General features: G+C 46.0%; 13 protein-coding genes and 1 other annotated feature. Of the genes, 3 read left to right on the plus strand and 10 right to left on the minus strand.

What is annotated here, in order from left to right; all coding sequences use genetic code 11:
- Positions 1-131 precede the first annotated feature (131 nt).
- The 4 genes from proS to CCC70_RS04110 form a co-directional block, all read right to left on the minus strand.
- On the minus strand, positions 132-1,571 hold the full coding sequence (proS, locus tag CCC70_RS04090) for a proline--tRNA ligase (RefSeq protein WP_015527114.1): 1,440 nt from the start codon (positions 1,569-1,571) through the stop codon (positions 132-134).
- Between the two features lie 158 nt (positions 1,572-1,729).
- Positions 1,730-1,939: a binding site (T-box leader), on the minus strand.
- A 231-nt stretch (positions 1,940-2,170) separates the two neighbouring features.
- Positions 2,171-3,328 (minus strand): alpha-L-rhamnosidase-related protein, encoded by a 1,158-nt coding sequence (locus CCC70_RS04095; protein ID WP_330577131.1) that lies wholly within the window; start codon positions 3,326-3,328, stop codon positions 2,171-2,173.
- A gap of 40 nt (positions 3,329-3,368) precedes the next feature.
- Positions 3,369-4,094 carry an RNA polymerase sporulation sigma factor SigE gene (sigE, locus tag CCC70_RS04105; RefSeq protein WP_015527110.1) on the minus strand — a complete coding sequence of 242 codons (726 nt, stop codon included), beginning with the start codon at positions 4,092-4,094 and terminating at the stop codon, positions 3,369-3,371.
- A gap of 16 nt (positions 4,095-4,110) precedes the next feature.
- Positions 4,111-4,962, minus strand: a complete 852-nt coding sequence (locus CCC70_RS04110; protein ID WP_287084328.1) for a sigma-E processing peptidase SpoIIGA — start codon at positions 4,960-4,962, stop codon at positions 4,111-4,113.
- 297 nt (positions 4,963-5,259) lie between these two features.
- On the opposite strand from CCC70_RS04110, the gene CCC70_RS04115 reads away from it, so the two are divergent.
- Complete coding sequence (locus tag CCC70_RS04115) at positions 5,260-6,126, plus strand: shikimate dehydrogenase (protein WP_287084329.1); 867 nt, start codon at positions 5,260-5,262, stop codon at positions 6,124-6,126.
- Positions 6,127-6,252: 126 nt separating this feature from the next.
- Here the strand turns inward: CCC70_RS04115 and thrS are convergent, their stop codons facing one another.
- The 4 genes from thrS to CCC70_RS04135 form a co-directional block, all read right to left on the minus strand.
- Positions 6,253-8,214: a threonine--tRNA ligase gene (gene thrS, locus CCC70_RS04120; protein ID WP_118609193.1), complete on the minus strand. Its 1,962-nt coding sequence runs from the start codon at positions 8,212-8,214 to the stop codon at positions 6,253-6,255.
- Positions 8,215-8,635: 421 nt separating this feature from the next.
- Entirely contained in the window at positions 8,636-9,118 is a 483-nt protein-coding gene (locus tag CCC70_RS04125; protein WP_279201286.1) for a YdcF family protein, read from the minus strand.
- On the minus strand, positions 9,118-9,627 hold the full coding sequence (locus CCC70_RS04130; protein WP_021652360.1) for an SEC-C metal-binding domain-containing protein: 510 nt from the start codon (positions 9,625-9,627) through the stop codon (positions 9,118-9,120). The genes CCC70_RS04125 and CCC70_RS04130 overlap by 1 nt, the downstream gene beginning before the upstream one ends.
- Before the next feature lie 188 nt (positions 9,628-9,815).
- Positions 9,816-10,142 (minus strand): hypothetical protein, encoded by a 327-nt coding sequence (locus tag CCC70_RS04135; RefSeq protein ID WP_118609191.1) that lies wholly within the window; start codon positions 10,140-10,142, stop codon positions 9,816-9,818.
- Positions 10,143-10,179: 37 nt separating this feature from the next.
- On the opposite strand from CCC70_RS04135, the gene CCC70_RS16670 reads away from it, so the two are divergent.
- Positions 10,180-10,413: an AraC family ligand binding domain-containing protein gene (locus tag CCC70_RS16670; RefSeq protein WP_173745700.1), complete on the plus strand. Its 234-nt coding sequence runs from the start codon at positions 10,180-10,182 to the stop codon at positions 10,411-10,413.
- A complete protein-coding gene (locus CCC70_RS04140; RefSeq protein WP_178015640.1) occupies positions 10,358-10,762 on the plus strand; it encodes a helix-turn-helix domain-containing protein in 405 nt (134 codons plus the stop codon). The genes CCC70_RS16670 and CCC70_RS04140 overlap by 56 nt, the downstream gene beginning before the upstream one ends.
- 134 nt (positions 10,763-10,896) lie before the next feature.
- On the opposite strand, the gene CCC70_RS04145 is transcribed toward CCC70_RS04140, so the two are convergent.
- Both CCC70_RS04145 and CCC70_RS04150 read right to left on the minus strand, forming a co-directional pair.
- Complete coding sequence (locus tag CCC70_RS04145) at positions 10,897-11,718, minus strand: HAD-IA family hydrolase (RefSeq protein WP_015527102.1); 822 nt, start codon at positions 11,716-11,718, stop codon at positions 10,897-10,899.
- A gap of 134 nt (positions 11,719-11,852) precedes the next feature.
- Positions 11,853-13,127, minus strand: coding sequence for an adenylosuccinate synthase (locus CCC70_RS04150; protein WP_022426147.1), 1,275 nt, complete (start codon positions 13,125-13,127; stop codon positions 11,853-11,855).
- Between the last annotated feature and the right edge of the window lie 44 nt (positions 13,128-13,171).

Genomic DNA, 13,171 nt, shown 5'->3' on the forward strand with positions numbered 1-13,171 from the left:
GCATAAATTCGCGTGGTATGTCTCGGGTTTTCTGTGACCTTCGCTCACACAAAACACCTCGCGGGACATTACCAGTGAACAGTAACGCAATATGATCATCCCACTTTTTTGAAGTGGCCTGCTGTATTTTTTTAGTATGCACGTCCCCAGTAAACCATTTTCTTAGCCGGTTTTCCGCAGCATACGCAAACGTCGCTTAACTGCTCCTGCTCAAACGGCATACATCTGGATGTTGCCTGGAAATCTTCCTTGATCTTGTCTTCACATGCACGATCACCGCACCACATAGCTTTGATGAATCCCGGTTTGCTGTTGATGATCTCACCGAACTCCTCATAATTCTTTGCTACGTAAGTATGTGCCTCTCTGTGTGCACGTGCGCGCTCCAGCATATCATGCTGAATGGTATCCAGAAGCTCTTTTACCTTATCTGCAAGTTCCTCGAAGGATACTGTGTATTTCTCACGGGTATCTCTTCTGCAGAGAACTGCCTGACCGTTCTCGATATCCTTCGGTCCACATTCCACACGAAGCGGGATACCACGCATCTCCTGCTCAGCAAACTTGAATCCCGGGCTCTTGTCTGTCGCGTCAACCTTTGCACGGATACCTGCTGCCTTCAGTGCTGCAAGAAGCTCGTCAGCCTTCTCCATAACCCCTTCTTTACGCTGCTGGATCGGGATGATCACAGTCTGTACCGGAGCGATCCTCGGAGGAAGAACAAGTCCGCTGTTATCACCGTGAACCATGATGATCGCACCGATCATACGGGTTGTCATTCCCCAGGATGTCTGGTGAACATATTTCAGTGTGTTATCTTTATCTGTGTACTGGATTCCGAATGCTTTGGCAAAGCCATCTCCAAAGTTATGGCTTGTACCGGACTGGAGAGCCTTGCCGTCGTGCATCAGAGATTCGATGGTATAAGTAGCCTCAGCACCTGCAAATTTCTCCTTGTCTGTCTTCTGGCCTTTGATGACTGGAATCGCAAGAACTTCCTCGCAGAAGTCTGCATAGATGTTCAGCATCTGGATGGTACGCTGCTCCGCTTCCTCAGCTGTTGCATGAGCAGTATGTCCCTCCTGCCACAGGAACTCTCTGGAACGAAGGAAGGGACGGGTTGTCTTCTCCCAACGGACAACGGAACACCACTGATTATATACCTTTGGAAGATCTCTGTGGGACTGGATCTCTTTCTGGTAGAAATCGCAGAACAGAGTCTCAGAAGTCGGACGCACGCAAAGTCTCTCCTGCAGCGGATCAAGGCCGCCATGAGTCACCCATGCAACCTCCGGAGCAAAACCTTCTACATGATCTTTCTCTTTATCAAGAAGAGACTCCGGGATAAAGATCGGCATGTAAACGTTCTCTACACCGGTTTCTTTAAATCTGCGGTCAAGCTCATGCTGGATATTCTCCCAGATCGCATAACCTGCAGGTTTGATCGCCATACAGCCCTTAACACTTGTATAGCCACAGAGCTCAGCCTTCTTAACAACGTCTGTATACCACTGAGCAAAATCCTCATCCATAGATGTGATGGCCTGTACTAATTTCTTTTCTTTTGCCATGATAAATCTCCTTTTTCTTGTGATCTGTTACATATTGCCGGCTGTCAGGCAGCCACAGCAATCCGGAATCCTTCCAGCTCACTCTTCTGTCCCATAAACCGTACACTGTATTTACAATCCCGTTTTACGGACAAAAAAATAAGCCATCCAAATCCCTCACAAGGGACCGAATGACTTCGGCGGTACCACCCCAGTTAACAGCCTGAAAAGCTGTTCTCTCAACACCCGTTAACGCCGGAAACACACGCCACGCTTCAATCACGCAGAGCTCCGAGGCCGGTTCCACAGTTCACGCACAGGATCCTTCCACCAAAGCAGATCCCTCTCTGAGATAATTCCCTGTGTACTATTCTCATCATCGCCGTATCTTTGATATATTTTAGGCGAAAACCGCCTCAAAGTCAACCCCAAACAAAAAAATATAACAAGTCTCTCTGCTATGAGTTACTGCTCACTCCGTTCTCAGTAACACGCTTCGCGATGCACAGAATTTATGCTAATCGCATAAATTCGCGCGGTATGTCTCGGGTTTTCTGTGACCTTCGCTCACAAAAAACACCTCGCGGGACATTGACCAGTGAACAGTAACTGCTATGCTCCTATTCCTTCACAGACACAGCCGGCATCTCCAGATACCTGTTCAGATCTTCTGTGAGAATATGGAGCTTAGTTCTGGTATCCTGTTCCTGGTACGTCAGCCGCCCTGCGATCCTGGTGATATAATCCTCTTCTTCGATGATCTCACAGGTCTCAGGAAAATTGATATCATAATACTGTGCAAGATAAGATACCCAGTAATCCACCGGCACATGTCTGTCTGCGGATAACACGGATTCTCTTCTGAGACAGGACTCCCACACTGCCGGTGAGATCAGCCCTTCTCCTGCAACCTCTTCTGATACACCAAGCATGGCCTCTATTGACGCCTCCAGCTTTACTCTGCAGTTATCCAGCTTATCGGCATCTCGGATCAGTTTTGCATGGAAAAGTGTTCTTGCATCGTGGATTCCTTCCAGTTTGAAATCACTGTGCTTCCGAATTGCTGCATCGATCAGCTCATCAAATTTATCATCCTCCACGAAACGTCGGATCAGCTTCTCCTCCCCGAAGAGAAGTTCTGCACCGAACACGGCATGATCCATGGTTCCCGGCTCAAAGCTGTGAAATCTACGGATCTGCTCAAAACGTCCAATATCATGAAGCAGACCGATCAGCTCCGCAAGTTCCACATCTTCACCGGAACATTCCATTTTTCTGGCGATCTCTCCTGCGTATTTCACCACTCCATAGGTATGTACGATCTTCAGACAGATCTGTTCATCCTCCCGGTCGTATTCATCCAGATATTTTTCGAATTCCTGTTTTGCATGTGCAATGTCGATCATTCTGCCACACCCCTTCTTCTTTTGTTCATTCTGTAGCTCTGTAAACACTCTGTATTTATTATATCGAAGGTCTCTGACAAATTCTACTGTATTTCCCGGAATTTTAAATCTTCTCGCTGCTGCCGAATGACTTCCCTGCTCAAGGAGCCAATTATCCCCTTCGTTTCCGGAAATGATATCCGGAACAACATGGGCAACACCGCCCTCCTCTGTCTGGTCTGCCTCCACATCACGGAGCCATTTTCGGTAGAAGGAATAGGTATTTTCAAGGAAGCATGCCGTACGGCAGAAGATTTCTGCATCACCGGTCCATCCAAGACGCTCATCTCCCTGTGGTGTCTCAAAAATATTTTTTGGTTTTACTTCCTCCATAAGGGAAACCTGTCCGGTAAACCGTTTTTTTCGGTTTCATCTATTCATACTTTACGATTTCTTTCCGCAGCCGCTTCATGATCCGCTTTTCCAGGCGAGAAATGTAGGATTGCGAAATTCCTAAAAGATCCGCTACCTCCTTCTGTGTTTTCTCGCTTCCTTCCCGGTTTCCGATACCGAATCGCAGACGGATGATCATCTGTTCCCGCTTTGTCAGTTTGCTGATGGCTTTTCCAAGAAGTGCGATCTCCACCTCATCTTCCAGACGTCTGGAGATCACATCGTCATCCGTTCCCAGGATATCCGAAAGCAGCAGCTCATTTCCATCCCAGTCCACATTCAGCGGCTCATCAATGGAAACCTCCATCTTTGTTTTGCTGTTTCTCCTCAGATACATCAGGATCTCATTTTCGATACATCGTGATGCATAGGTAGCAAGCTTGATATTTTTTACCGGATCAAAGGTATTGATAGCCTTTATGAGCCCTATGGTTCCGATGGAGATCAGATCCTCCACACCTACCCCTGTATTATCAAATTTCTTTGCAATATAAACCACCAGCCGTAGATTATGCTCGATCAGAACCGACTTTCCCTCTTTTTCCTTTTCTGTTCCCAGCATTTCGATCACTTCAGCCTCCCGTTCCGCTGACAACGGCGCCGGAAGGATATCATTTCCACCAATATAAAAAACCTCTCCCGGACGATTGAACATAAATTTCCGAATCACCTGAAACGGATAGGATCTTGCAGCTGCTCTGTTCATAACATAAGCCCCCTTCTCAATTTAATAGTCTGGAATTCAAAAGTATCTCGTACTCTTCTCCCAAAGCTGAGGGCTCGGATGTTATGGCAAGCACCGGTTTTCCTACATGTACCACCCTTTCGGGAGTCTGGATCAGAAGTTCATCAAGGATCACTGCCAGCAGCAGTCCTTTTTTTCCATCTGCGGTATGACAGCTCAGAAAATGCGGCTGCAGGCTGACAGATTCTGTATTTTCCAGCTCCTCTGGTTTATCTTTTATATCCATCAGTTTTTTTACCTGCTCTTTCGATATCAGGCTTCCCAAAAGTTCCTGTTTGATGATCGATACCGGCTGTTTTTTCACAGGATCCATAAGGAGATTTCCGGTATCATAAAAGCCGTATGTCTGCTGCAGCTTCCCCTGATATTTCAAAGTGACCGGAAAAATATTTCTTCTTCCAAACCGGAAGGTCTCGGTCACACATCCCAGAGTATAAAGTGTGCCATAAATCCCTGCCAGAAAAAGCAGAAATATTTTCACAGTCATGGTTCTTTCCGTTTCCAGTGCCTGATAGATCCCGCCAACCACAAAAGCTGTGAAATACAGAGCCAGAATGGTTTTTACAAGAAGGCCGCCTTTTTTCAGTCGAAAAGCAAACGACGCCATAAAAAAAGCGCAGCCGCCATGGATCAGTACAGCGGCAGGAAAAATGATCTTAAAAGGTGCACATACAAGCAGGCAGGATACAAAAGATCCAAAGGCAGCGGATATCACACATCTTCTGCGTTTCCCGTCAAGATGCAGAAATTTTCCCACAAGTCTTAAAAGCATGTAATCCATAAGGAAATTCGTCATAAAAACGATATCTATGTACATCCTCTGATACATAAGCTTCCCCCACTGCTGTTTCGTCTGCCATCGATTCTCAACTTTGGTAAGTGTATTTATTATAGGGCAGGCTCTTTGCATATTTTGTCAAATCCGGATGTCGATTCTTCTAACTTATCGGGTCGTTTCTGTCTGCCTCGACATTTATAGATTTTTTCTATGAATCGGCGACAAAAATGTATAAATTTCCGTACAATATTTGTATTTATTGATTTTCGCACTTTATAGTGCTAAAATATTTTTTATTATATTTCGTAAAGAAATTCTATTATATGAGATACAGGAGGGAATCGAACAATGATCAATATTACCGGACATACCGGGCTTACCGGCCTTCTGGGAAGCCCCGTGGCACACAGCGTATCACCTTTAATGCACAATGAGGCATTCCGTTATCTTGGACTTGATTATGTGTATCTCTGTTTTGATGTAACAGAGGAGACCCTTCCCCAGGCTGTGGAAGGACTGAAAGCCTGTGGGATCAAGGGCTTTAACCTGACCATGCCAAACAAGAATAAGATCGTGGAGCTTCTGGACGAGCTTTCTCCCACTGCCCAGCTGATCGGAGCGGTAAATACCGTACGCAACGACAACGGAAAATTAAAGGGGTTTAATACGGATGGTTATGGATTTACCCAGTCTGCCAGAGATGCCGGCTGTGATGTAAAAGGACGCACCATCACCGTTATGGGCGTCGGCGGTGCCGGAATGGCGATCTGCGGCCAGTCCGCCCTGGAGGGTGCAAAAAAGATCCATGTTTTTGCACGTCCTACCAGCCGTTACTGGGAACGCGCCGTTTCCATGGCAGAAAAAATGTCTCATATGACAGAATGTGAGATGATCCTTCATGAGATGGATGATCTCACTGCGCTGAAGGACGCACTGGAGGAAAGCAATCTCCTCATCAATGCAACTTCTGTGGGAATGGTTCCGGATGTGACAGGCACCGTGATCCCGGACAAGACTCTGTTCCATCCGGAGCTTACCGTAGCCGATGTTGTATATGAACCAAGAGAAACAAGACTTCTCAGGGAAGCCCGGGAAGCCGGATGTCCGACCTTTAACGGAATGTACATGCTGCTCCACCAGGGTGTAAAGGCTTTCCACATCTGGACCGGACTGGACATGCCGGTTGAGCTCGTCAGGGAGAAATATTTTAAATAAAAAATATCCGACAATACTGACCGCCTCCGCATCACAGCGTGGCCTCAATATTGCCGGATCAAAAATAAAGGCGGCCCGCCTATCACACGGGTCGCCTTTTATTTATCCGTCAATCATCTGTTTTGTTTATTTCTTCTCTTCCTGAACCTCGATCTTACGGATCGTTTTGTTCTTGATCTCTTCTTTGATGAAGTCAATGAACTCACCAAGCTCTTTCATTCCCTCATCGCCAAGGTAGCGACTTCTTACGGAAACCTTACCCTCTTCTTCCTCTTTTGCACCAACGATAAGCATGTAAGGTACTCTCTCAAGACGTGCCTCACGGATCTTGTATCCCATCTTCTCGGAACGTCCGTCTACAGAGCAGCGGATTCCTGCTTCTCTCATCTGAGCTTCAACCTTCTGTGCATAATCGTTGTACTTCTCGGAGATCGGGATCACACGAACCTGCTCCGGGCAGAGCCATGTCGGGAACATTCCTGCGTATTTCTCAATGAGCCATGCCAGTGTTCTCTCATAGCATCCCATGGATGTACGGTGGATGATGTACGGACGCTGTTTGTCACCATTCTCATCGATATAGTACATATCAAACTGCTCTGCAAGAAGTGCATCCCACTGAATCGTGATCATGGTGTCTTCTTTTCCGTATACGTTCTTTGCGTTGATATCAACCTTCGGTCCGTAGAAAGCAGCCTCGCCCACATCCTCTGTGAATGGAATGTTCAGCTCCTCAAGCATCTGGCGGATATGGCCTTCTGTCTCTTCCCATACCTCCGGCTCACCGATGTATTTTTCTTTGTTTGTCGGATCCCATTTGGAAAGATGATAGGTTACATCTTCCTCAACACCAAGTACCTGCAGACAGTACTGGGCAAGTGCGATACAGTCTTTGAACTCTTTTACCATCTGGTCCGGTCTTACGATCAGATGTCCCTCGGAAATAGTAAACTGACGAACTCGTGTCAGGCCATGCATCTCTCCGGAATCCTCATTACGGAACAGTGTGGAGGTCTCGCCGAGACGGATCGGCAGATCACGGTAGCTGTGCTGCTCTGCTTTGTATACATAGTACTGGAACGGACATGTCATCGGACGAAGTGCATAAACCTCTTTGTCCTTCTCCTCATCACCAAGTACGAACATACCATCTTTGTAATGATCCCAGTGTCCGGAGATCTTGTAAAGATCGCTCTTTGCCATAAGAGGAGTTTTTGTTCTTACATAGCCACGCTTTGTCTCCTCATCCTCGATCCAGCGCTGAAGCTCCTGCATTATGATCACACCGTTTGGCATGATAAGCGGAAGTCCCTGTCCGATCACATCTACAGTTGTGAAGATCTTCATCTCACGGCCAAGCTTGTTATGGTCACGTCTCTTTGCTTCTTCCATCTGCTCCAGATGCTCTTTCAACTCATCCTTTGTAGCATAGGCTGTTCCGTAGATACGTGTGAGCATTGCGTTTTTCTCACTGCCTCTCCAGTATGCGCTGGAAGAAGAAAGAAGCTTGAATGCCTTGATGCCTTTTACACTCATCAGGTGCGGGCCTGCACAGAGGTCTGTCCAGTCTCCCTGTGAATAGAAGGAAATCTCTTCTCCCTCCGGAAGATCCTCGATCAGCTCAACCTTGTATGGCTCATTTTTCTCTTTAAAGTATGCGATGGCATCCTCACGGGATTTTGTAAAACGCTCGATCTTTGCGCCTTTTTTGATGATCTTTTTCATCTCTTTCTCAATGGCGTCAAGATCCTCACGTGAAAATGGCTCGTGGTCGAAATCATAGTAGAAGCCTGTATCAATGGATGGTCCGATGGCAACCTTTGCCTCCGGGTATAAGTTCTGTACAGCCTGTGCCATTACGTGAGATGCTGTATGACGGAGAACTGCAAGGCCCTTCTCGTCTTTCGCTGTAAGGATATTCAGCTCACAGTCGCTGTCAAGAACTGTACGAAGATCTACGACCTCTCCGTTTACTTCTCCTGCACATGCAGCACGTGCAAGGCCTTCGCTGATGTCATATGCGATATCGATCACAGCTTTTGCTTCTGCATATTCTTTTTTTGAGCCGTCTTTTAATGTAATGATCATTGTTGTTTCTCCTTTCATTTTAAATGAAGTTTCTATGGTACACAGTATGTGTCTGCTTTTGCAAGAGATTCTGCAATAAAAAAATCCCTCACAGCACATCACATACTGTAAGGGACGAGTTCATTCATTCTCGCGGTTCCACCCTGCTTGCTCTGCTGCCCGGTCATGCCAGGATGCAAAGCCTCTCAATTATGATGATAACGGAATCACCGGACCGGATTGGGGCCACTCGGAGGTAGTCTTCGGCTGTTTCCCGATAAGATGTTTCCAGCACTTCACATCTCTCTCTGTAACGTTTCACAGCTTACTCGTCTCGTCAGCGTGTTTTTTATTTCTTTTTCTGTGGTTCATTATAAGCGCAGTATTTTTATTTGTCAACGCATGTTGACAAAATTTTTGAGATTTCTCTTCTCGCACAGATCTACAGATTTCCCATGAGTTTGTCTTTAATAATGGCCAGAATCTCACGGGGAATGTAAATAAAAAGACGCCAGCTTCGATACCTGGAAGGTACCATGGCCACTTCCCGGAATCCACATTTTCTTGCAATGGCAGCTCCTCTCCATACATGAAAATTGTTCGTCACCACGCCTACGGAACAGTCTGTGGTTCCGATCCTTCTGCGGCTGAATTCCAAATTCTCTTTTGTACTGGTAGATTCCTCTTCCCGTATCAGTCTGTCCCTGTTTATTCCGTGACCGGTAAGATAACGATACATGGCCTCTGCCTCGGAAATGTTTTCTCCATCTCCTTTTCCTCCGGATAGCACTGCCTTCGTACCCGGATTTTCTTCAAGATAAAGAAGAGCCCTTCTGGCTCGTTCCAGAAGGGCAAGTGTCATCCGTGTTCCGTCCACATGGGCACCTAACACGATAATGTAATCCAGATTCTTCTTTACGCTCATTATCTTCCGCAGCAGTGTTTGTATTTCTTGCCGCTTCCGCATGGGCACGGATCGTTTCTTCCGACCTTGTGCGGTTTCACAACTGTGCCGGATTTCTTCTGCTCCATGTAGAGGGTTTTCTTTTTCTCTTCTGTGAAGATCTTGTCCCACTGAGGAAGGTTGTAAAGCCAGTCAGCCTTGGCATCTACCATGTTCTTATAGAGTGCCTCTTTATCAAATGCAAGGTTTACCTTGGTATCCTCATCCATAGTCTCGATCGGGTTCGGAACCTTCAGACTGTCATTGATTCCGTCAAGGAAACCAACCATAGTCATAACGTCCTGACCGTATTTCTCAGCAAGCTCTTTTACAGTTCCGGAAACGATCTCATCCGGGTTCTCAAGAAGCTGCTCATAAATATTCTTCTCAATGTTAAAATAATTTGCCCAGAAGCGCTGAAGCTTATTCTTATCTGCATTCTGATTATAAGCAATGGAACGCCACTGCTCAAGAATTGTCATATCGCTCATTGTCTGATCCTCTTTTCCAAAATTTTAGATAAATAAGACGGAGATTTATATTCCGCTTCGCAATTTCTATTTATTATATCATCTTTTGGTGAAGAAATCAAATACATCTGTTTCATATCCGAGTTATTTTATCACACTGTGATTTAGTTCAAGCAGATATTCGTGCCTCCGCAGGGGACTTACTTGCTTCAGTTAAAATATTTTCTGAGAAGATAAGTCGGAGTGCAGCTCCATGCGTGGCAGTAGCTGTTGACAATGCTGCTTCCATATGGAGATTCTGCAGGATTTTCCGGATTATAAAGCTCCCAGAATGTATCCGCATCGTGGCTTATCATTCCGCCCCAGTAATATTTCATATATTCCATTGCCTGGTCTTTTTTACCACACATCAGAAGTGCTTCCACAAAATGATGGTTCATATATGGAGAAACCATTCCTTTTTCCGGTTTCAGTTCCACCAGACGATCCAGTATTTCTGCTCCTTCTTCGCTGCTGACCGCTTCTGCCAGGATCATCCATACCTGACTTGCTCATGATATAAATGGCAATATCGTGCTTTCCAAGCATTACCGCTATACCCCTGTTTTTCCCCATGAACATGAATTTTTTGAGATTCTCTGTCTGTATGACGGAACTGCCCACACTGCGATACAGGGGATCGAACACACTTTGCATACCGGAGATATCTGTATCATCCCACCGCATACCACTCACAGTGTGGGGATCTTTGATGACAGTGTTGCTTTTAATATTCTGGGCCATGCTGCTGCGTTTTCACGAAAATGATATTGAATCCATCCTTACAAAGGACAGCACCGGAAATTCTGTAACGGAAATCCTCAACTACCTGAACCGTCACTACCAGAGCGTTACCTTACGTGAAGCTGCGAAGCATTTTGGCTATAGTACTTCCCACTTCAGTACCCTGATCAGGGAAAGTACCGGACGGACATTTTTACAGATCATCCGGGATATCAAGCTGAACCAGGCATGTCATGCTCTGCGTGAAACCTCGCTCAGCAATCTTGCGATCTGTGAACTTGTAGGGTATGAAAGTCCGGAGCATTTCATGCGTACTTTTAAAAAAACATATGGAATGACTCCCGGTGAATACCGGAAGAAGAACAGGGAATAAAAGATTACAAGATCTTATATATTTTCTGTATAACAGATGCCGTTCCGGGAGATACTTATCATATCCTCCCCTTTAGAATGCAGAGGGCTTCGCGATGGTGCAGGCCCTCTGCGTTTCTCTTTTCACACTGAAGGTCATTTCACACCAAGCTTCTCAAGCGCCTTCGCCGCCTGCTTCAGATTCTCAAACTGGATGGTATGGATACCGGCTTTTCCGGCTCCCTCACAGTTCACGGCACGATCATCCAAAAATACCGATTTCTCCGGTTTCAGGCTGTAACGCTTCAGAAGTGTTTTGTAAATATCCACCTCAGGCTTGATCTGCTGCACATCACAGGAAAATACCACTCCATCCATATATTTCAGAAAAGACATATCCTGCTTTGTACGATCCAGCATATAAGTTCCGTAGTTGGAAAGGACATAGAGATGATATCCCTGATTTTTGAGATATTTCACCCAGGTTTCCGCATAATCATACAGATGCATACACTCCGGATCACGTCGTACCACCTCACGGATATCTGCTTCATATTCCGGTGCACTTTCCACAAATTTATCTACATACCAGGACTCCTCATGCTGTCCACGGTCCTGTTCCTCCCAGATCGGGTTTCGAAATACTGCATCTGCAATTTTCTGATACTTTTCTTCCGGGAAGTCATAGCTCCGAAGATACTCTTCCCAGTCATAGCCCATCAGCACATTTCCCACATCAAAAATAATATTCTCGATCATACGGTTTTCATCCTCTCTCGGCTTCTTATTTCCCCAGATCCGGTACGCCATCCAGAAAACATACGCTACGATCGGTACCAGAACTGCTGCCGCAAAAGCCCCCCGGAACAAAGCCTGGGCGTTTTCACTGCTTCCCCAGGCAAATGCCATTGGAAGGCAGAATATAAGAAGTAATATGACAACACCTGCAAGTGCCGCGATTCTTTTAAAATTTTTCATTGAGCTTCCTTTCACATGATACATCCGCTATTCTATCTGTTATTTTAACTGAATATCTCTTTGAACCAAAAGGGCGCCGGAGAAATTCTTCCCCGGCGCTTCCTGTTGTCATAATCCTGATACTGTAAAAATAATTATCTATAAATGATGTCGTTTCTTCCTGGTCCGTTAGAGATCATTGTGATCGGGAATCCAATATGTTTTTCTACGAACTCTACATATTTTCTGCAGTTCTCCGGAAGATCCTCATATTTTTTGATTCCACGGATATCGCATTTCCATCCCGGAAGCTTCTCAATAACCGGTTTTGCTTTCTCAAGCTGCACAGTTGTCGGGAATTCTGTTGTTACCTCTCCGTCGATCTCATAGCCTGTGCAAACCGGGATCTCATCCAGATATCCCAGAACATCCAGTACTGTAAAAGCAACGTCTGTAGCTCCCTGGAGACGGCATCCGTATTTGGATGCAACACAGTCGAACCATCCCATACGTCTCGGACGGCCTGTAGTAGCACCGAACTCACCACCGTCACCGCCACGTTTTCTCAGCTCATCTGCTTCCTCGCCGAAGATCTCAGAAACGAATGCACCTGCTCCAACTGCACTGGAGTAAGCTTTGCATACGGTTACGACCTTCTTGATCTCATATGGAGGCAGACCTGCACCGATGGCACCATAAGCAGCCAGTGTGGAAGAGGATGTAACCATCGGATAGATTCCGTGATCCGGGTCTTTCAGAGTTCCAAGCTGTCCCTCAAGAAGAACCTGTTTTCCCTCTTTCAGTGCATTCCAGAGATAGAGCGATACGTCGCATACGTATGGCTCAACCATCTTCTTGTATTCCATCAGCTCATTCATGATGTCTTCCGGTTTCAGAAGAGGCTTATGATAGAGATGCTCAAGTGTTACGTTCTTGGTCTCGCAGATACGTACAACCTTCTCTTTCAGTGCTTCCTCATCAAAAAGCTCACTTACCTGGAAGCCGATCTTTGCATATTTGTCAGAATAGAACGGAGCGATTCCGGATTTTGTGGAACCGAAAGCCTTGCCGCCAAGACGCTCCTCCTCATACTGATCAAACAGAATGTGGTAAGACATTACCATCTGTGCTCTGTTGGAGATCAGGATCTTCGGTGCCGGTACTCCACGGCCTACTACTTCGTTGTACTCCTTGAAGAATACCGGAATGTTCAGTGCAACACCGTTTCCGATGACACTGGTCGTATGTCCGTAAAACACACCTGACGGAAGTGTATGAAGTGCGAATTTACCGTAATCATTTACGATGGTGTGGCCCGCATTGGCTCCACCCTGAAATCTTACGATGATATCGGCTTTCTCAGCAAGCATATCTGTGATCTTGCCTTTACCTTCATCTCCCCAGTTTGCTCCTACTACTGCAGTTACCATAACACAGTTTCCTCCTTGTGTCTTTCTCTATTATTCGGAATGCC

This window comes from Blautia sp. LMAG:89, assembly GCF_008679485.1.
Classification (GTDB): domain Bacteria; phylum Bacillota; class Clostridia; order Lachnospirales; family Lachnospiraceae; genus Blautia_A; species Blautia_A fusiformis.